Genomic DNA, 20,082 nt, shown 5'->3' on the forward strand with positions numbered 1-20,082 from the left:
CATGGTGAAAAATCACTCCCTGGCTCAGTCTATCTCTGATGCCAGTTGGGGTGAACTGGTACGGCAGCTTACCTACAAGTGCCAATGGTACGGTCGGGAACTGGTCAAAATTGACCGTTGGTTTCCGTCCTCCAAGCGCTGCTCGAACTGTGGGCATATCGTTCAACGATTGCCGCTTAATGTTCGAGAGTGGGATTGTCCTGAATGTGGTACTCACCACGATCGGGATATCAACGCTGCTGTTAATGTCTTGGCCGCTGGGCAAGCGGTTTCAGTCTGTGGAGCGACTGTAAGACCCAAAGAGAGTAAATCTCGGAAGGCGGGTGCTATGAAGCAGAAACTCAGATCGTGAGGTCTGGGAATCCCCGCGCCTTTAGGCCGGGGAGGATGTCAACCCTCAACGGCGACGACGCTGCGTTTCAACAGCAGACCGTATTCCAAACCTTCCACCACCGCTTGATAGGAAGCATCGATGATATTGGTAGAAACGCCCACCGTCGTCCAACGTTGGTGTCCGTTGGTCGATTCCAGTAACACGCGGGTTTTGGCGGCGGTTCCCGATTGACTGTCGAGAATGCGGACTTTGTAATCGACCAGGTGAAAATCGGCGATTTCGGGGAACAGATTGACTAAAGCTTTTCGTAGGGCGGCGTCCAACGCCGAAACGGGCCCGTTTCCTTCAGCGGCTTCTAAGAAATCCTTACCGTTGACGCGCACTTTCACCGTGGCGAGGGAATTGCTTTCTCCGTCGCCGTCTCCTTGGTTGCAGTGAACTTGAAAGCCTTTGATTTCAAAGAGCATCGGACGCCGTCCCAAGGCTTCCCGCATTAACAAATCGAAACTGGCTTCGGCGGCCTCGAACTGATAGCCTTCGTTTTCCAAGGTTTTTAATTGTTCTAAAATTTCCCGACAGGCGGGGTTGTGTTTGTCGAGTTCGATGCCGAAACTGCGGGCTTTGGCGAGAACGTTACTCAATCCCGACTGATCGGAAATGACGATGCGCCGTTGGTTGCCGATCGCTTCTGGGCGAATATGTTCGTAAGTGAGGGGATTGCGTTGTACTGCACTGACGTGGATACCGCCTTTGTGGGCGAACGCCGAACGGCCGACGAAGGGGGCGCGATCGTCGGGGGCGAGGTTCACCACTTCGCTGACGAAACGACTGGTTTCCGTGAGGGTCAAGAGTCGATCGTCCTCGAGACAGTGATAGCCTAACTTTAACTGAAGGTTGGCGATGGCCGAACAGAGATTGGCGTTACCGCAGCGTTCGCCGTAACCGTTAATCGTTCCCTGCACCATCGTCGCCCCCGCTAACACCGCTGAAAGGGCGTTGGCGACAGCCGTATCCGAGTCGTTGTGGGTGTGAATCCCTAAGGGAACGGAGGTTCCGAGTTCGGAAATCACTTCCGAGACGATTTCGCCGATTTCGTGGGGGAGAGTTCCGCCGTTGGTATCGCACAGCGTCAGCCACTCCGCCCCGGCTTCGGCGGCGGCTTGTAGAGTTTTAATCGCGTATTCAGAATTTTGTTTGTAGCCGTCGAACCAATGTTCGGCGTCGTAAATGACGCGGCGTCCCTGGCTGCGGAAATATTCGATCGTGTCGCGAATCATGGCCAGGTTTTCATCGAGGCTGGTTTTCAACCCTTCGGTGACGTGGAGATCCCAGGATTTGCCGAACAGGGTAATCCAGTGGGTGCCGGCGGCGAGGATCGGTTGTAACATCGGATCGTCGGCGGCGGTGCGTCCTGGGCGACGGGTGGAGCAGAAGGCGACGACTTGGGAATTTTGTAGGGGATTTTCTTTCAGTTGCCAGAAAAACTGAACGTCTTTCGGGTTGGCGCCGGGCCAACCGCCTTCAATAAAGGGAACGCCGAGTTCGTCGAGTTTGCGGGCGATGCGAAGTTTGTCTTCGAGGGAGAGGGACAACCCTTCGCACTGCGCTCCGTCGCGCAGGGTCGTATCGTAAATCCAAAGGCGGTTGGCGGTCATGGGGGCGTTTTGAGGTGGGGAGAGCGTTTCGATCGCAAAGTTTTCAGAAAAATCGAGGGTCGGTTTGGGGAAACCATCGCCCAAAATTTTAGCTGATTTTTTGATAGGAAACCTCTCAATTTTGTCACAATAGAGAAGGAGAAATCAACAGTCAGCTCATGCCTAACGTCACCGCTTGTGGAAAAACCTTCGAGTGCGATCGCGGTGCGAATCTCCGTCGCGTTCTACTCGAACAGGGTATCGATTTATATAACGGAAAGGCTTCTGTGATTAACTGTCGCGGTATCGGGACTTGTGGCACTTGTGCGGTACGGGTTGAGGGGGAAGTGTCGGAGTCCAACTGGCGCGATCGAACCCGTCGTTCTCTCCCGCCTCACGACGCCTCGCGGGATTTGCGTTTGTCTTGTCAAACCCAGGTGTTGGGAGACGTTCGCGTGACGAAGTTCGATGGCTTTTGGGGACAAGGCGATCGCAGGGTTTGGACGCCGGACGGAACGGCGCCAGACCGTTGAACGAAGTTCCTAAGTGGCTGAAGTCCCTCGTCGGGGCGGGACTCGTGGCCGTCGTGGCGACCCCTTTCGTGCGCTACATTGCTGACGGTCGCTGGACGAACGGCGACGAGCCTCAAACCCCCACGCCGTCTCAATCTCGTCCCGAGGAAGATTCCGGAACGCCCCAAAGCGAGTTCGGTACCCCCACCACACCCACCGCCACGGAAATCGAAGAGTTCTCCGAAACGCCCACGCCCCAACCCTCCCCGAGTCCGACCCCCACCCCCACGGCTTCGCCGAGAACCCAGTCTCGGCCTCGAAATGAAGTTCCGGCGTTGTGGTAGCTGGGGTTGAGGGGATGAGGGGGAGAAACGATCGACTTTTTTTGGCCAGTACGGCCGGTCAAACGCTTTACACTTAAGGTCTGCGTGTTTGTTTGACCGGGTGCGGCGATGGCGTGAGTCGGCTGTGCGATCGATGTTCTCGCGCTCTTTCCGCTGTTCTCCACCCTTTGCCTCCGACGACGGCTCGATCTTCAATACACTATATTTGCACAATTGTCAAGGATTAATTATCAATTGTCAATTGTCAATTCTCAACTACCGAACCATGACTCGACACCAGATCTCGACAGAAACGACTCCTGACATTCTCGTTATTGGCGGCGGCGTTATCGGCTTGGCCGTTGCCCTGGAACTGAAACTGCGCGGCGCGAACGTGACGGTTCTCAGCCGCGATTTCCAACAAGCCGCCAGTCACGCCGCTGGAGGGATGATCGCGCCGCAAGCGGAGGAAATCCCCCCGGGGGCGATGTTGCAGTTGTGTTTGCGCTCTCGGGAAATGTTCGCTGAATGGTCGCGCCAAGTGGAGGAACTGTCGGGACTGTCGGCGGGATATTGGGCTTGTGGCATTCTCGCGCCGTTCTATGAAATGCCGAAAACGCAACCGCCGAAGGAAGCGGGGACGGCGGTTTGGCTCGATCGAGAGACGGTGCGCCAGTATCAACCGGGTTTGGGTGAGGAAGTCATCGGCGGTTGGTGGTATCCCGAAGACGCGCAGGCGGACAGTCGCGCCTTGGCGCGATCGCTCTCCCTGGCGGTGCGGAAAGCGGGTGTAACCGTCCGAGAGGGGATTAACGTAGAAGCTTTGATTCAACAGGGCGATCGCGTCGTGGGCGTCCAGACGAACGAGGGACGATGGCAAGCCGATCGCTACGTGGTGGCTTCGGGGGCTTGGGCCAACGAACTGCTGCCGATTCCGGTGTTTCCCGTTAAAGGTCAGATGTTCTCGGTGCGCACGCCGCAGAACCCGGAAAATCTGCCCCTGCGTCGGGTGTTGTTCGGTCCGCAAACCTACATCATTCCCCGTCGCGACGGCGAAATCGTTATCGGTGCGACGACGGAAGGGGGCGGTTTCGCGCCGGGAAATACCCCCGAGGGAATGCGACAACTACTCGATCGCGCAGTTCGATTGTATCCGGCCTTAAAAGACTATTCGATCGAAGAATTTTGGTGGGGATACCGCCCCGGAACCCCCGACGAACTGCCGATTCTCGGGTCGAGTTACTGCGACAATTTAGTGTTAGCCACAGGACATTACCGCAACGGCATTTTACTGGCACCGATTACCGCCAAACTCACCGCAGATTTACTCTGGGACGGCGCCGCCGACCCGCTTCTCGAAGCCTTTCGCTGGGATCGCTTTCAGTCGATCGATCCCTCAGCCGCGAAAACCCCAGAAAAATCAAGCCACCCTCACAACGGTAACGGCCACACCGCCGCCTCTTCCTATACCACCCTTTCCGTGCGCGAAAACGGTGCGAAAGCCTTATCCAGCGCAGCACAACCGATCCTCGCCCTCGAAGACACGCCCTTGATTATCGCCGGCCGCAGCTTTCGATCGCGCTTGATGACCGGAAGCGGCAAATACAGCAACTTCGACCACATGCGTCGCAGCATCGCCCTCTCAGGATGCGAAATCGTCACCGTAGCCGTGCGTCGCGTGCAAACCAACGCCCCCGGACACGAAGGCTTAGCCGAAGCCCTGGATTGGAACAAAATCTGGATGCTGCCCAATACCGCCGGGTGTAAAACCGCCGAAGAAGCAGTGCGCGTGGCGCGGTTGGGTCGCGAAATGGCGAAATTACTGGGTCAGGAGGACAACAACTTCATCAAACTCGAAGTCATTCCCGACCCCACCTATCTACTTCCCGACCCCGTCGGAACCTTACAAGCAGCGGAACAGTTGGTCAAAGAAGGATTTGCCGTCTTACCCTACATCAACGCCGACCCCATGTTAGCCAAGCGGTTAGAGGAAGTCGGCTGCGCCACGGTGATGCCGTTAGGATCGCCGATTGGGTCCGGTCAAGGCATCCAAACCGTCGCCAACGTGCGGGTTATCGTCGAAAACGCCAAGGTTCCCGTAGTGGTCGATGCCGGGATTGGAACCCCCAGCGAAGCGGCGCAAGCGATGGAATTAGGTGCCGATGCGGTGTTGATTAACTCAGCCATTGCCATGGCCAAAAATCCCCCCGCCATGGCGCAAGCGATGGGACTAGCCGTCACCGCCGGACGCCTGGCGTACCGCGCCGGACGCATCCCGGTGAAAGCCTTAGCCAGTGCCAGTTCACCGCTAACTGGAACGATCGAGTAGCGGCGAACAGCGAACAGTGTACGAGAAATGGGGAGAGGGGGAGATGGGGAGATAGGGAGAAATTGTCAATTACCTCATCTCATCATCCCATCATCCCCCGGTTCCGACCGCTTCACAGCACCCTACTGGGAAATGGCGTTGTCTAAACGCGCTTTATCCAAGCCGCGAGCGTTCAATACCAGCCAAGATTGAATTAAATCCGGACCTTGAACTGCACCCGTCAACCCTGCGCGAAGGGACTTCATCACTAAGCCTTTTTTGACTTTCAGTTCCTTGGTCACTTTCTTGATGATGTCTTTGGCTGCGTCTTCGGTAAGTTCGGAGGTTTCGGCGAGTTGGTCGCGAACCGCCGTCAACACTTCCGGAACCTGTTCCAGGGCCAGTTGTTGTTGGGCTTTTTCGTCGTACTCCACGGATTCGACGAACAAGGCGCGACTCATTTCCACTGCATCGGGTAATACTGTCAAACTGGGGCCGATGACTTGGGCGATTTGCGTTAACCAGGATCGATCGCGCTCTACGTCAAACTCGAATCCTGCATCTTTCCAGTAGGGAATCAGTTTTTCGAGGAGTTCGTCAACGGGGAGATCGTGCAGAACTTGACCGTTGAGCCAGTTTAACTTATCCCAGTCGAACCGCGCTCCGGCTTTGTTGACGCGATCGAACCCGAATTTTTTCGCCGCCTCTTCTAAGGTAAAGCGTTCTTCGCTATCCGGGGGCGACCACCCCAACAGAGCCATGTAATTGGCTAAAGCCTCGGCGGTATAACCCAGGTTGCGGAACTCGGAAACCGAAGTGGCCCCGTCCCGTTTGGAGAGTTTTTGACCCGTTTGGTTGAGAATCAGCGGCGTGTGGGCGAATTCTGGCGCAGAGTTCCCGAGGGCTTCGTACAGCAAAATCTGTTTGGCGGTGTTGGCGATGTGGTCTTCACCGCGAATCACGTGGCTGATATTCATGTCGATATCGTCCACGACTACGGCCAGGTTATATAAAGGTTGACCGATTTCGCCGGGTTTGGCGGCGCGGGCGATGGCCATGTCGCCACCGAGATCGCTTCCTTTCCAGGTGAGGGTTCCCCGGACGAGGTCGTTCCAGAGGATTTGGCGATCGTCGTCGATTTTAAAGCGAATCACCGCCGTGCGGCCTTCGTCTTCAAAGGCTTGGCGCTGTTCTGGGGTGAGGTGGCGGTGGCGGTTGTCGTACCGGGGGGCTTGTTTGGCGGCTTTCTGCGCTTCCCGCATGGCGTTGAGTTCTTCGGGGGTGCAGTAGCAGCGATAGGCTAAGCCTTTATCGAGGAGGGTTTGGACGGCGTTTTTGTATAAGTCCATCCGTTGGGATTGGTACAGCGGTCCTTCGTCCCAATCCAAGCCCAGCCAACGCAAGCCGTCGAGGATGTTTTCGGTAAACTCGGGTTTCGATCGCTCCAAATCCGTGTCTTCGATTCGCAGCACGAACTGACCCCCGTGGTGTTTCGCAAAGAGCCAGTTAAAGACCGCCGTGCGTGCGGTTCCGATGTGTAGGTTCCCCGTTGGTGAGGGGGCGAGACGAACTCGAACAGACACAGTTAGTTATCTCCGAACTTCGCTATAACCTTTCGATCTTAAGGGAATGTCCGGGTTTGGGGAATATCGATCGCGCGGAATCTCTCGAAGCTGAGAGTTCCCGGCTCACAAAAAAAGGTAAGGTTTCAACCTTACCTTTTTTCTGTATTTGATTTTTGAACGGGACTGACGGGGCTCGAACCCGCAACTTCCGCCGTGACAGGGCGGTGCTCTGACCAATTGAACTACAGTCCCCTATGTTGGGAAGCCTTTTGTTTGGAGGCGTTTTCGTTCGCCCCTGAACTCAGGCGCAATATCTATTATGCCTAGAGGATTTGGGTTTGTCAAACATTTTTTTGATTTTTTTGGGGAAATGCTGCGATCGCTGCGCTGAAAGCCTTGTCTGTAGGGGGTTTGGGCAGTTCGGAAACTGCGGCGATCGATCCTCGAGACGAGCGATCGCCTCTCGTTGCACAATGGAAGACAAGTTCCGAAACTCCTCGCATTCTGAAGTTCCTTGGACGATCTGGCTTCTTTCGACCTTCCCACCCTCAAGCGATCGCTGCGGCGGTTTTTCCGCCATCCCTGGGTCAAAGCGGCGCTCATCGCACTGATTGTGATGTCGGTCTCCCTCGTCTTGACGGAGTATTCCCTTCCCGAAGGCGCTCCCGAAATCGAATCTCTCTCCCGCATCAACCGCACCATCTCAGTCATTTTCGCCGTCGAACTGACGCTGCGGGCGTTTTCCGCCCACGCCAAACGCCAGTTTTTACGGGAATACTGGCTCGATATCTTTTCGATCGTGCCGATTTTGCGGCCGTTTCGCATCGTGCGCGTCATGCGTCTGCTGCGGACTTTCCAAACCTCCCGCTGGTTCAGTCTGCTCTATCGCTACGCCCAAGCACTCCCGGCTTTCCTGCGTCGAGGCGCAACGGAATATTTCCTCGTCTTCGGACTGCTGCTGACGACCATCGCCTTCAGCAGTGCGGCGATATTGGTATTCGAGCGCGGCCGCAATCCCCAGGTGAACACCCTCGCCGATGCGTTTTGGTTTAGTCTGTATTCGGTATTTGCGGGGGAACCGATTCCCGACGTCCCGATTTCCATCGGCGGCCGGTTCGTATCGCTGTTCGTCATGTTGATGGGAATGGTGACGTTTGCGATTTTGACAGGGACGGTTTCGGCGTTTGTAATCGAACAGTTGAGGGCGAAGCCGATGTCGATCGAATGGGAAGAATTCAGCGACCACATTATTATTTGCGGTTGGAACAAAAAAGCCGAAATTATCGTTCGCGAATACCGCGCTGCTCGCCGTAACAAACGGTTGCCCATTGTGGCGATCGCCCAGCTCGAAGGAGAACCGCCGTTTTCCGATCCCACCCTCAAACACTGTGTTTATTTTATTAACGACGATTTTACCAAAGTTTCAGTCTTAGAAAAAGCGGGAATTCGACGGGCGAAAACTTGCATTATTTTGTCAGATAAAACCTTCGGACGCACTGACCGAGATGCTGATGCCCGCACGATTTTAGCGGCGTTAACGGCAGAAAAGCTCAATCGCGCCGTGTATACCTGCGCCGAACTCATCAATCGAGAATACGGCTCTCATCTCGATATGGGTCACGTGAACGATTACGTTGTCAGCGAAGAACAAAGCGGTTTTTTGTTGGCACAAGCCGCTTTGAGTCCGGGGCTGTTAAAGATGTTTTCTGAGTTGATGACTTACGAACGGGGCAATCAGTTTTATGTCTTTGATATTCCTGAAGAATGGGAAGGACAGACGTTTTTTGAATTTTTCGTGCATTTGAAGAAAACGCAAAACGCCATTTTAATCGGCGTTCACGATCTCGATGGGGGATTTGTCATCAATCCCGATCGATATGTGTTTAAAGAAGACGATCGCGCCATTGCGATCGCTCGAGAAAATATTGAATTTTGAATGTTTGAATGTTTGAATTTCGCCGTTAGTCCAAGGTATCGGGGTCGATTCCCCGTTCTCGCAACAGTCGCGCCAGACGTTCGGCCCGTTGATGTTCCTGTTCGGCCCGTTGGTGTTCTCGATCGGCCCGACGCCGTTCTCGATCGGCTTTTTCGTCGCCAGTGAGCAAAATTTGTCCGTCGCGATCGCACCACCGCAGCCAGGTGGTTCGCGAACCTTCAAACGTCCCCTCCCATTGCGTCAATCCCAAATCTGCTTCAGGAATCGCGGTTCCGTCGAGTTCCCGATATTGCTGCAGGGCGCGGAGTTCGTAGAGACGCAACTCAGTTTTACCGAGATAGCGAAAGGGATCGTACACCACGTAATAACTCACGCTGGCTCTGGCGTAATCTTGTAGCTTGCGTCCGAGTTCGTTACCGACGGTGTTGGAGACGATTTCGATAACGATATCGGGGGGTTTGCCGAAATTCCAGGTGAAATAGGAACGATTTTTCTTTTGCGTCCAATCTTCTGGAGTTGGAACGCCGAAACTCAGTAAAACATCGGGAACCAACGGCGGATCGTTGGCACTATAGAACAAGCCGACGTTGGCCGCTGCCAAAAACGGCTCCTGGCGATCGAGGGAACTGTACAACGCCGAAGTCAACAACCGTTGTTGCTTTTCGCTCAGTAGATTATCCACGGGGGTTTCGTCTTCCGTGACCAAATCGCTGATGTCCGGTTCGCCGATCGGTTCCCATTCGGCTTCTTTGGCAGCGATCGCGCGATCGGGTTGAGGAATGGAAGTAGACACGATCTCGAACTCGCGTATCGACGATTGCTTCTATTTTAATCTGTTAACTATCTCCGCCTCGGGCTTCCCCGGTCAAAAACCCGTATTTGTCGAAAATCCCCTGACTCTCAGAACTGGCGACGAATTCGACAAATTCTCGCGCCGCCTCGGGTTCCTGCGACTGGCGGACGACGGCGATGGGATAGCGAATCGGTTCGCTGAAATCGGCGGGGATGGGAAAGGCTACCCGCACGTGATCGCTAATCGCCGCATCGGTTTGATAGACGATGGCCGCATCCACGCTGTTTTGTTCCACGTAAGCCAGCACTTGACGCACATTTTCAGCAAATACTAGGATTTGTGCGGTTTCCAGGCTGTCGTACAGTTGCGCGGCTTCCAAGGCTTGTTTGGCGTAACGTCCGGCGGGGACTGTTTCGGGGTTTCCGATGGCGAGGCGATCGATCTCTTGGGTTTTTAACGCCTCGAGGGATTTGAGAGAAACTTCGCTCTCAACGAGAACCACCATAACGATGCGGTTGGCGGCGAATACCCGGCGGGTTTCGGAATCGACGAGTCCTCGCGCTTCCAACTCGTCCATCGGTGTCTGTGCGGCGCTGGCGAAAACGTCTACGGGGGCTTGTCGTTCGATTTGACGCTGTAAGGTTCCCGAGGCGGCGAAATTGAGTCGAACCTCGATATCCGGGTAACGTTCCTCGAACGCGGCGGCGACGTCCGTCATGGCGTCGGTGAGGGAGGCGGCTGCGGCCACAGTCACAGTTTGGGTTTCTGTTGGCGGGTCTGAGGCGGTTTCTGGAGCCGTGGCGGAAGGAGACTCGATCGCGCAAGCCGCCAGGGGCAACACCAGAAATAGCAACCCGAGACGTATCATCTGTCAATGCTTATAAGAGAGACGAGTCAATATATATAGGATATTTAAACGTTCCTGAAAAAAACTGTGGCAGAGCCTACCGAAGTCGGAGAATCTCGAGACGATCGACCCTTCGAGGACTCGAGGAGAAAGCGAAGACACCGCAGTTTCCGGTAATGTAGATATAAGCTCGCCTATCTGGAGCCATCGTCGGTGAGTCTGGCGTTTTTCGTCGAACTGGGTTCCAAGCTTTTCACGACGCCTAGCGCAAGCGGTTACAAACATCGATGAGCGTAACGACTTCCGTATTGGAAGATTTGCTGCAAGCCCTCCCCAACCTGCGATCGCAAGTCTATTTCAAGTCTTCGCTGATCGCGCTGTCTCATGCCATGGAAGACCAAGTGTTGGCGAGCGACGATCGCCCCTTGGTGGTGGCGAGTTTTCAACGAGAGCGATTTTACCGCATGGAGGCGAAGCGATATCTCAAAATCGGCCAAGCGACGCCCCAAGTGTACGTTCTCGCCGCCCCAGAGAGCGATTTTGCCAATCGTTCCCTGGAATACGAAACTATTGCTTTCGATCCTGGCGAACCCCTCAGCCAAGAGTGGAACTTGATCGTCTTGACGCGGAACTACGGCACCTGTTTGGTCTGTCAAGAACGCCATATTCCCGATGGCGAAACCAGTTGGTTGAAAAAAACTGCCCTCGATCTCGATCCGGCGCGGCGGTTTGAGGGAATTTGGACGTTCGATCGCCAGGCCAGCGCCTTCGCCGCCGATCGACTGCTCGATCGCATCCTCGTCTACCGCCCCGAACTGGCCGAAAAAGTCGCCGAAGCGCGAGAACTCTACGGCATCGACAGTCCCCCGGCGGAACTCCGTTCCCCCCGAGTTTCCCGTAAATCCCAACGCGATCTCCGCGCCCTAGTGGACAATCCCCCCAGCATCAACCCCGGACCCTTCGCGGAACGGCTCATCGCCTACCTACAAGCGGGACAGTACAAACTGCTCAAAGCCTATCGTTCCATTTCCGCCCAGGAAGAAAAAGAACGCCTCGTCAACTCCATCACTGCCGCCATTCGCGATTCCCTCGATCCCAACGAAATTCTCGAAGTGGCGGTGCGGGAGTTGGGACAAGCCCTCGATGTCTGTCGCTGTTTGGTGTACCGCTGCAACGAGAACGACGCCACCGCCACCATCGCCCACGAATACGTGGGGTCTAACGTGGCTTCCCTGACAGGGGAAACCTGGCCGTTACGGGACAATCCCCTGTTTCGGGAAGTGGCCGACCGTCAAACGGGCGTTTACGTGGACGATACCAGCGATAACGCCCTCGTCCGCACCATCGCTCAACTGCTCGATCGCGTTGGCGGTGCGGCCTCCCCTCGAACCCGCGAAACGGACAAATCTCGCGTTCGCCAAACGGAAGCCTTTCGCATCCGAACCGTCGACGAGGGAGGACAGGGGGAAGAATCGACGTTTTCCCAAACCGTCGAACGTTGGGAAATCGGGGCTTGGTTGATGATGCCAGTGTTGTATCGCGGCCGGCTTCTCGGCGTCATCGAGTTACATCACTGTCGCGGTTGTCCCCACGCCTGGGGCGAGGACGAGGTGGCTCTCGTCAACACCATCGCCACGCAAATCGGAACGGCGTTGATTCAGGCGGAAACCTACGCCCACCTCGAAGACCTCAACCAGCAACTCGAAGCCTTAGAACGGACGCGCAGCAATTTAATCGCCATTACGGGACACGAACTGCGAACCCCCCTCTCGACGATTCAAATTTGTTTGGAAAGTTTGGCCAGCGAACCGGATATGGCGCCGGAACTGCGTCAGGTGATGCTGAATACGGCACTGGCGGACGCCGATCGACTGCGAGAATTGGTACAGGACTTTTTAACTCTGTCTCGCTTTGAAAGCGGCCGCGTCGAGTGGCATTTGGAACCGCTGTCGTTGCGGGAATGTGTGGATTTGTCCCTCAGCAGCGTTCACACTCGTTACGATCGCGATCGCCTACCGGATATCGTTATCGACGTACCGGAGGATTTACCCTTGGTGCAAGCGGATGGGGAATGGCTGGTGCAGGTTCTCAGCAAACTCCTCGATAACGCCTGTAAGTTTACCCCCGATGAGGGACAGATTACGATTCGCGCTCACCCCAGCGGCTATCGGATGCTGAAGGTGACTGTGGCGGATACGGGACGGGGAATCGAACCCGACCGCGTAGAAGCCATTTTCGAGCGGTTTTACCAGGAAGAAGGGGCCCTGCGTCGCACCACTGGCGGGACGGGGTTGGGACTGGCTATCTGTCGCCAAGCGATTCAACGCTGGGGCGGTCAGGTTTGGGCTGAGTCGGAAGGGAAGGATCGCGGCAGTCGCTTTCACTTTACAATTCCCACTCAGGAGGACGGACGCAACTCGAACCGCTCTTCCGGACAAGCCAAGGGGGTTTCGGCGTCGTCGAAGCGTCGGCGATCGTGAGGGGGCAACGGCGAAAACTGTTACATTTGTTGACGATATCGATCGCCCTGGCGGAAGTCGGTGATAGGATGCCGATCGAACTCTTAAATCTCGTTCGATAAACTATGGCAGAAGAACTCACTGGAAAAACTCCGATTTTCGGTGGTAGCACGGGCGGCTTGCTTACCAAAGCAGACGTCGAGGAAAAATACGCCATCACCTGGACTAGCAAGAAAGAACAAGTTTTTGAAATGCCCACTGGTGGTGCGGCGATCATGAACGAAGGGGAAAACTTGTTGTACTTGGCTCGTAAGGAGCAGTGCCTCGCTTTGGGTACGCAACTGCGGACGAAGTTCAAGCCTAAAATCGAAGATTTTAAAATCTATCGGATTTACCCCAACGGCGAAATGGAATATCTCCATCCGAAAGATGGTGTGTTCCCTGAAAAAGTTAATGAAGGCCGTCCCTTCAATAACAAGGTCGATCGCAACATCGGTAAGAATCCTGAACCCGCTAAACTGAAGTTCAGCGGCAAGCAACCTTTCGAGGTCTAGGATTCTCTTTTGGGTTGAGTTTGGAGAATGTGGGGAGTTTTTTCTCCCTGCATTCTCTTTTTCTATTGGGAGTTTTTACCACAGAGTCAGGTTACACTCAAAACACTTTTTTGTTTCAAAAATGGGCTTTCCAGAAAAATAAAAATATATCAATTTCAATTTATTTTTCGATTAAAGCAAAGCGTTTAGCATCAATTACAAGCAGGTATTACATGGTGTGTTTTTATTTTGTATTTTATATGGCAGGAATATTGAGAGACAAAAAATACAGTATTATGGATGTTTTTTAAAACCGGAAATCCTCACAGGTCTGAAGGTCTAGATTCCCGGCAGATCCAAGATGTCGGGGATCTGAATTCAATCGGGATTCAGGGTTTAGGTTTGCCCAAGAAGCCGAAACTTACAGCCCTGGCACTTTTGCCAAAAAGGAAGCCCAAAAATGAAGAGGAGATCGATCGACCCCGATCGGGCAGAAAGTTGGTATAATCTCTCTCCAATCCTTCCTTATTCTTTATCCGTGGCCGATCGTGATTTTTCCCGATTTTTCTGAATTTTGCCGTCTGGCGCAAACTGGAAACTTCGTTCCCGTCTATCAAGAATGGGTGGCGGATTTAGATACCCCTGTTTCCGCCTGGTATAAGGTCTGTTCCGGTCAACCTTACAGCTTTTTATTGGAATCGGTCGAAGGGGGAGAACGTATCGGTCGCTACAGTTTCCTCGGATGCGATCCGTTGTGGGTTCTGGAATCGCGAGGGAAACAGACGACGCAAAGCTTTCGCGACGGACGGATCGATCGCTTTGAAGGCGATCCCTTCAAGATTTTAGAAAACTGTCTCAAACCTTACCATCCGGTGCAACTTCCGGAACTTCCCTCGGGAATCGGTGGGTTGTTCGGAATGTGGGGATACGAGTTGATTCACTGGATAGAACCGAGAGTTCCGGTGTATCCTCCCGAAAACGACGATTTACCCGATGGCGTGTGGATGCAGGTCGATACGCTGTTGGTGTTCGATCGAGTCAAAGGGAAAATTTGGGCGATCGCCTATGCTGACTTGCGCGATTCCGACGTTTCCTCGGAAGCTTCCCTAAAAGACGCCTACCAAAAAGCGAGCGATCGCGTCTCGCAACTCGTCGAAAAACTGCAACATCCCCTTTCCAACGACGAGACGATGTTGGAGTGGACGCCGCCGCAAGCACACGAAGACAAACCTCTCGCCATTCAAAGCAATACTACAAAAGAACAGTTCTGTCAGAGCGTTCTCAAAGCCAAAGATTACATCAAAGCCGGAGATATCTTCCAAGTGGTGATTTCTCAACGGCTTTCGGCGCAGTATTCCGGCGATCCGTTTTCCCTGTATCGATCGATCCGCCTGATTAACCCCTCACCCTACATGGCGTATTTTAACTTCAACACTTGGCAGGCCATCGGTTCGAGTCCGGAAGTGATGGTGAAAGCGGAACGCCGCGACGACGGAACTCGCATCGCCACAGTGCGCCCCATCGCCGGAACTCGCCCTCGGGGGAAAACGCCAAAAGCCGATCGCGACTACGCTGAAGATTTGCTGCAAGATCCCAAGGAAATCGCCGAACACGTGATGTTAGTGGACTTGGGACGAAACGATCTCGGCCGCGTCTGTTGCAACGGAACGGTGACTGTGGACGATTTGATGGTCATTGAACGTTATTCCCACGTGATGCACATTGTCAGTAATGTCATCGGGGAGTTAGACTCGGCCAAATCCGCCTGGGAGCTGTTGAAAGCCTGTTTCCCCGCCGGAACGGTTAGTGGGGCGCCGAAAATCCGCGCGATGGAGATTATTCACGAACTCGAACCCTGTCGTCGCGGTCCCTATTCTGGGGTTTACGGCTATTACGATTTTGAGGGACAACTGAATACTGCGATCGCTATTCGCACCGCCATCGTTCGCCCCACGGAATCGGGAAGTCATACAGTGTCAGTTCAAGCGGGAGCGGGATTAGTGGCGGATTCCGACCCGGAAAAGGAGTATGAAGAAACTCTAAACAAGGCGCGAGGCTTGTTGGTGGCGGTTCGATCGCTCAGCTAGTTGCAGGGAGATGAGGAGATGAGGAGATAATGGGATGAGGGGATAATGGGATGAGGGGATAATGGGATGAGGGGATGACGTGAAATTTTCTCCCCTCTTTCCCCATCTCCCTCTCTCCCCCTCTCCTCCTCTCATGACCACCGTTCTGACGACCCTTCCCACAGAGAAGTCTGTTCTCAAAGGGATTTTCGGCGTTTTGCCCGAAATTGTCCTGATTCTCGATGCTAAGGCTGAAGAGATTTCGCTACTCCCGACGGGGGGGCTTCGCGAGGATTTCGATACGGCAGCCTTGACAATAGACGCTTTTTATGATAATGAGACTCGCGATCGATTTCTCGTCCCGGTGAGTCGTGCCATCGAGACTCAAACGCCGCAAACTTTTGAATACGATCTCGAAGACGAAGAACAGCGGGTGTGGTTCGTGGCTGAAATTTCGCCGCTGGGGGAAGATAGAGCCATTTGGGTGGCGCGAGATATTTTGGCGTCGTTACCGCCGTGCTGCCAGGACATCGACCATATCTGTTGGCGCGATCGAGTCGAAGCCGAACTTCAAGACAGCGAAGATCGCTTTCGCGCCACTTTCGAGCAAGCGGCGGTGGGCATCGCCCACGTGCGAACAAACGGGCGGTTTCTGCGAGTCAACCGCAAATTTTGTGAATTTCTCGACTATGCCCCCACAGAGCTGCTCGATCGCCCCTACGCTGACTTTACCCATCCTGACGACCTGGAACTCGGCAAAGCGAACACTCAAAAACTGCTGACGGGAGAACTAGACACCTTCAGCCAAGAAAAACGCTATCTGCGGCAAGACGGTACTGTCATTTGGGGATATGTCACCGTATCCCTGGTGCGCGATCGCCACCACCGCCCGGACTACTTTATCGCCGTCGTGCAAGATGTCAGCCACCGCAAACAAGCTGAAGCCGCCCTCCACGCCAGCGAAGAACGATGGCAACTGGCGATTCTCGGTAATAACGATGGCATCTGGGACTGGAACGTGAAAACTCACGAGGTCTTCTTCTCGCCTCGCTGGAAAGCCATGCTGGGATTCGAGGAAGACGAAATCGAAAACAGTCTCGAAGAATGGGCCGATCGCGTCCACCCCGAGGATCTCGATTGGGTCCTCAAAGCGATTCGGGATCACTTTTGGGGCAAAACGCCGTTTTACACCACCGAACACCGGATGAAGTGCAAAGACGGCAGTTATAAATGGATACTCGATCGCGGACAAGCCCTGTGGGACGAAAACGGGGAAGTGGTGCGGATGGTGGGGTCTCACACCGACATCAGCGATCGCAAAGCCACGGAAGCCCAACTCTACCGCGTCAACCGCACTCTCCGCACCCTCAGCGATTGCAATCAAGCTCTGGTTCGCGCCACTTCCGAAAGCGACCTCTTTCAAAACATCTGTCACATCCTGGTCACCACGGGGGGCTATCGCCTCGCTTGGGTGGGATACGTGGACGCCCGTGAAACCCACCCCAACAAAATCATTCGTCCTGTGGCTCAAGCCGGATTCGACAAGGGCTATCTCGATAGTCTGTACGTTACTTGGGACGAAAACCACGAACGCGGTAGCGAACCGACGGCGATCGCTATTCGTACTGGCCGCATCAGCGTCTTTCAAGATATTCTCAACGATACCCGTTACCAATCTTGGCGCGAGGAAGCCAAAAAACGAGGCTATGCGGCATCGATCGCCGTTCCGATGGTATGCGATCGCACCGTCATCGGCGTATTAAACCTGTATCACCATCGTCCCTATGTCTTCGACGAGGCAGAAATCCAGTTTCTCGGGGAACTGGCGGCGGATCTGGTGTACGGTATCGTCGCCTTGCGCACTCACCAAGCTCACGAAGAAAGCGAACGGCGGTTTCGGGAACTGGCTGAAAGCATCGACGATGTATTTTGGATGAGCGACGAAACCAATAGCGAAATCCTCTACGTCAGTCCCGCTTACGAAAAAATTTGGGGTCGAAGCTGTCAGAGTTTGTACGACAATCCGAGAGACTACATCGCTGCTATTCATCCCGAAGATCGCGATCGAACTCTGGTTTTTCTCGACAATGCTAACGCCTCCTTTGATGTTGAATATCGCATCGTCCGTCCCGACGGTTCCGTGCGTTGGATTTGGGATCGGGGCTATCCGGTTCTTGACGAAGGGGGAAAGCTGCACCGCCGCACGGGAATCGCTAAAGACATCACCGAACGCAAACAGGCCGAAGCCTTTCTCGTCAGTGCCAAACAGGAACTCGAAACCCGGGTGCGCGATCGCACTGCCGAACTGGCCCGGGCCAACCAACAGCTTCAGCAGGAACTCGCGGAACGACAAATCGCCGAAGCGAAATTGCGGGAAAGCGAAAAACAATATCGCACCCTCGTTGAAAACTTCCCGAAAGGGGCAGTTTTCCTGTTCGATCGAGATTGGCGCTATCGTATCGCCGACGGCGTGGGATTAGCTGACCGAGGCTTGTCTCGAGAGCGACTCGAGGGTCAAATTATCTCCGACGTACTACCGCCAGAGGTTTACCGGGACGCCCAACCCCTCTACGAGGCTGCCCTCTCGGGGCAAACCGTTGCCGCTGAAATCCAACACGGCGAGAAGACTTATGCCTATCAAGCGCTTCCGGTTCGCAACGAAGTCGGAGACCTGCTGGCGGGAATGGTGGTGATGCAGGATATCACTGAACGCAAGAAAGCCGAAGCCGATCGCGATCGACTCATCGCTATTTTAGAAGCCAGTCCCGATATCGTCGCCTCCAGTACCCTCGACAGCCGGGCTTTTTACCTCAACCAAGCGGCACGGACGATCTGGGGATTTTCCCGCGACGACCGCCTCGACAACTGGCATATGGGTCTGGGTCATCCCGAATGGACTCGGCAACTCATCGAAACCCAAGCCATCCCCACCGCCGTGGAACGGGGGAGTTGGGTGGGGGAAACGGCGCTGATCGATCGATCGGGTCGAGAGATTCCCCTCTCGCAACTCATCATCGCCCATAAAAACCGCAGCGGCGAGGTACAGTTCCTTTCCTCTGTGGCTCGGGACATTACTCAATCCAAACATACTGAAGCTCGGTTGCGGGAGTCCGAGCGTCGCTGGCGTAGCGTGTTAGAAAACGTGCCGCTGTTGGTGGTGGGGTTGGATTTAAACGGTTGTATTAGTTACGTCAATCCGTTTTTTGCCCGTTTAATTGGGGGCGATCGCGATCTCCTCCTGGGGCGCAATTGGTTCGAGACCTTCGTCCCCTCGTCCCATCGCGAGGCGCTAGAAGACTATTTCGCGTCGATTCTCAAGGAAGATTTTCAACCGCGACGCCAAGAACCCATTTTGACCCGCAGCGGGGAAGAACGCATCGTGGCTTGGAACAACACCGTCTTAAAAAATTCCAGCGGCGAGGTGGTGGGAACCCTCAGTATCGGGGAAGATATTACCGAACGCCACGCCATCGAACGCATGAAAGACGAGTTCGTGTCCGTTGTCAGTCACGAGTTGCGAACGCCGCTGACCTCGATTCACGGGGCGTTGAACCTGCTGGCCAGCCATTTGGTCGATCCGACCTCGGAACGGGGAATGCGGGTGGTGCAAATTGCGGCCGAAAGTGCCGAACGTTTGGTGCGCTTGGTCAACGATATTCTGGCCTTGGAACGGTTGGAGTCGGGGAAAATTAACTTGTCGCCTCAGTCTGTCAACGTTACGGTGATTTTGGGGCGCTCGATCGAGCAAATGCAGGTGATGGCCAACCGGGCGAAAATTACCCTTCTCTGTTCCTCCTGCGAGGCGGCGGTGTTTGCCGATCTCGATCGCGTGTTACAGGTGATGACGAATTTGCTGGGGAACGCCATTGAGTTTTCTGAGGCGGGGAAAACCATTTGGGTGTCCGCCGAAGCGATCGCTGAGGAGGAAGCGCCTGCGGTACGCTTTGCGGTACGGGACGAGGGACGAGGGATTCCCCCTGACAAGCTCGATCGTATTTTCGAGCGGTTCCATCAAGTCGATCCTTCTGATTCCCGCCGCAAAGGTGGGACGGGATTGGGACTGACCATTTGTCGCAGCATTGTCGAACAACACGGCGGCCGAATTTGGGTTGACAGTACTCCCAACCTCGGCAGTTGTTTTTACTTTACGTTGCCCATCGCTGATTCTCTGTCCACCCCGAATTGAGGAAACCCCGACTCATGGCGATCGAACCTCCACTTTCTCCTCCCAAATGCGTTCTCGTGGTTGACGACGACGGCGTCCGCGAAATCGTGCAAATTTCCTTAGAGGCGGCGGCGGGATGGGAGGTGTTGACGGCGGCCTCGGGACGAGAGGCGATCGCGATCGCCGCCGCCGAACGCCCCGACGCGATTTTACTGGACGTGATGATGCCGGATATGGACGGGGCGGAGACGTTTAAACAGTTACAAAGTCATCCGGATACGCGGCAGATTCCGACGATTTTTTTAACGGCAAAAGCTCAAGCTAGTGAATGCGAAGCTTATTTGGCGTTAGGGGTGACGGGGGTGATTACGAAGCCCTTTGCAGCCTTGAATTTAGTTGAAGATATTCGAGGGATTTTGAATTGGAAACTTTGACTGACGTAGCTCTTCGATCGCAATATAGCCATAGGAAATGATTCGTGGCCAAATCCCCGATCGATCCAGGGCTGTGCGAGATCCCCGGCATCTCCAAGATGCCGGGGATCTAGAGACAGATCTAGAGACAGATCTAGAGACAATCCGATCTTCGTTCGATCTTGAGTTTAACT

General features: G+C 54.5%; 14 protein-coding genes, 1 tRNA gene and 1 pseudogene. 11 read left to right on the forward strand and 5 right to left on the reverse strand.

Annotated elements, in window-relative coordinates; translation table 11 throughout:
- On the forward strand, nt 1–352 hold a 352-nt coding region (locus tag ACP5D4_RS16325), incomplete at its 5' end, for an RNA-guided endonuclease TnpB family protein (protein ID WP_428012688.1).
- 38 nt (nt 353–390) lie between these two features.
- On the opposite strand, the gene cimA is transcribed toward ACP5D4_RS16325, so the two are convergent.
- A complete protein-coding gene (gene cimA, locus ACP5D4_RS16330; RefSeq protein ID WP_428012700.1) occupies nt 391–1,989 on the reverse strand; it encodes a citramalate synthase in 1,599 nt (532 codons plus the stop codon).
- Between the two features lie 158 nt (nt 1,990–2,147).
- Between cimA and ACP5D4_RS16335 the strand changes: the two genes are divergently transcribed.
- The 4 genes and pseudogenes from ACP5D4_RS16335 to ACP5D4_RS16350 all read left to right on the forward strand — a co-directional run bounded on the left by ACP5D4_RS16335 (nt 2,148) and on the right by ACP5D4_RS16350 (nt 5,132).
- Nucleotides 2,148–2,501 carry a 2Fe-2S iron-sulfur cluster-binding protein gene (locus ACP5D4_RS16335; protein WP_428012689.1) on the forward strand — a complete coding sequence of 118 codons (354 nt, stop codon included), beginning with the start codon at nt 2,148–2,150 and terminating at the stop codon, nt 2,499–2,501.
- Complete coding sequence (locus ACP5D4_RS16340) at nt 2,498–2,824, forward strand: hypothetical protein (RefSeq protein ID WP_428012690.1); 327 nt, start codon at nt 2,498–2,500, stop codon at nt 2,822–2,824. Before ACP5D4_RS16335 ends, ACP5D4_RS16340 begins: the two co-directional genes overlap by 4 nt.
- A gap of 265 nt (nt 2,825–3,089) precedes the next feature.
- Nucleotides 3,090–4,076 (forward strand): annotated as a pseudogene (thiO, locus tag ACP5D4_RS16345) (glycine oxidase ThiO); the annotation flags it as partial.
- Nucleotides 4,077–4,328: 252 nt separating this feature from the next.
- Nucleotides 4,329–5,132, forward strand: a complete 804-nt coding sequence (locus tag ACP5D4_RS16350) for a thiazole synthase (RefSeq protein WP_428012701.1) — start codon at nt 4,329–4,331, stop codon at nt 5,130–5,132.
- A gap of 122 nt (nt 5,133–5,254) precedes the next feature.
- On the opposite strand, the gene gltX is transcribed toward ACP5D4_RS16350, so the two are convergent.
- Entirely contained in the window at nt 5,255–6,694 is a 1,440-nt protein-coding gene (gene gltX / locus ACP5D4_RS16355) for a glutamate--tRNA ligase (RefSeq protein ID WP_428012691.1), read from the reverse strand.
- A 160-nt stretch (nt 6,695–6,854) separates the two neighbouring features.
- Nucleotides 6,855–6,928: transfer RNA gene (locus tag ACP5D4_RS16360), tRNA-Asp, on the reverse strand.
- Between the two features lie 262 nt (nt 6,929–7,190).
- Between ACP5D4_RS16360 and ACP5D4_RS16365 the strand changes: the two genes are divergently transcribed.
- Entirely contained in the window at nt 7,191–8,612 is a 1,422-nt protein-coding gene (locus ACP5D4_RS16365; protein WP_428012692.1) for an ion transporter, read from the forward strand.
- A 25-nt stretch (nt 8,613–8,637) separates the two neighbouring features.
- Here ACP5D4_RS16365 and ACP5D4_RS16370 read toward each other — a convergent pair whose 3' ends face one another.
- Both ACP5D4_RS16370 and modA read right to left on the reverse strand, forming a co-directional pair.
- Nucleotides 8,638–9,405 carry a Uma2 family endonuclease gene (locus tag ACP5D4_RS16370; RefSeq protein WP_428012693.1) on the reverse strand — a complete coding sequence of 256 codons (768 nt, stop codon included), beginning with the start codon at nt 9,403–9,405 and terminating at the stop codon, nt 8,638–8,640.
- Nucleotides 9,406–9,448: 43 nt separating this feature from the next.
- Nucleotides 9,449–10,273 carry a molybdate ABC transporter substrate-binding protein gene (gene modA / locus ACP5D4_RS16375; protein ID WP_428012694.1) on the reverse strand — a complete coding sequence of 275 codons (825 nt, stop codon included), beginning with the start codon at nt 10,271–10,273 and terminating at the stop codon, nt 9,449–9,451.
- A gap of 266 nt (nt 10,274–10,539) precedes the next feature.
- Between modA and ACP5D4_RS16380 the strand changes: the two genes are divergently transcribed.
- The 5 genes from ACP5D4_RS16380 to ACP5D4_RS16400 all read left to right on the forward strand — a co-directional run bounded on the left by ACP5D4_RS16380 (nt 10,540) and on the right by ACP5D4_RS16400 (nt 19,909).
- Nucleotides 10,540–12,732, forward strand: a complete 2,193-nt coding sequence (locus tag ACP5D4_RS16380) for a DICT sensory domain-containing protein (RefSeq protein ID WP_428012695.1) — start codon at nt 10,540–10,542, stop codon at nt 12,730–12,732.
- Nucleotides 12,733–12,836: 104 nt separating this feature from the next.
- Nucleotides 12,837–13,265, forward strand: a complete 429-nt coding sequence (locus ACP5D4_RS16385) for a photosystem I reaction center subunit II PsaD (RefSeq protein ID WP_428012696.1) — start codon at nt 12,837–12,839, stop codon at nt 13,263–13,265.
- Between the two features lie 527 nt (nt 13,266–13,792).
- On the forward strand, nt 13,793–15,331 hold the full coding sequence (locus tag ACP5D4_RS16390; protein ID WP_428012697.1) for an anthranilate synthase component I family protein: 1,539 nt from the start codon (nt 13,793–13,795) through the stop codon (nt 15,329–15,331).
- 133 nt (nt 15,332–15,464) lie between these two features.
- Nucleotides 15,465–19,496 (forward strand): PAS domain S-box protein, encoded by a 4,032-nt coding sequence (locus ACP5D4_RS16395; RefSeq protein WP_428012698.1) that lies wholly within the window; start codon nt 15,465–15,467, stop codon nt 19,494–19,496.
- A 14-nt stretch (nt 19,497–19,510) separates the two neighbouring features.
- Entirely contained in the window at nt 19,511–19,909 is a 399-nt protein-coding gene (locus tag ACP5D4_RS16400; protein WP_428012699.1) for a response regulator, read from the forward strand.
- The last annotated feature ends 173 nt before the right edge of the window (nt 19,910–20,082 follow it).

It is taken from the genome of Baaleninema sp. (assembly GCF_049974805.1).
In the GTDB taxonomy this organism is placed as follows: domain Bacteria; phylum Cyanobacteriota; class Cyanobacteriia; order Cyanobacteriales; family Geitlerinemataceae; genus Baaleninema.

Coding starts and splice junctions, on each gene's coding strand:
- cimA (WP_428012700.1), bottom strand. CDS start 1,989: ATGACCGCCAACCGCCTTTGGATTTACGATACGACCCTGCGCGACGGA.
- ACP5D4_RS16385 (WP_428012696.1), top strand. CDS start 12,837: ATGGCAGAAGAACTCACTGGAAAAACTCCGATTTTCGGTGGTAGCACG.
- ACP5D4_RS16400 (WP_428012699.1), top strand. CDS start 19,511: ATGGCGATCGAACCTCCACTTTCTCCTCCCAAATGCGTTCTCGTGGTT.
- ACP5D4_RS16380 (WP_428012695.1), top strand. CDS start 10,540: ATGAGCGTAACGACTTCCGTATTGGAAGATTTGCTGCAAGCCCTCCCC.
- modA (WP_428012694.1), bottom strand. CDS start 10,273: ATGATACGTCTCGGGTTGCTATTTCTGGTGTTGCCCCTGGCGGCTTGC.
- ACP5D4_RS16395 (WP_428012698.1), top strand. CDS start 15,465: ATGACCACCGTTCTGACGACCCTTCCCACAGAGAAGTCTGTTCTCAAA.
- ACP5D4_RS16335 (WP_428012689.1), top strand. CDS start 2,148: ATGCCTAACGTCACCGCTTGTGGAAAAACCTTCGAGTGCGATCGCGGT.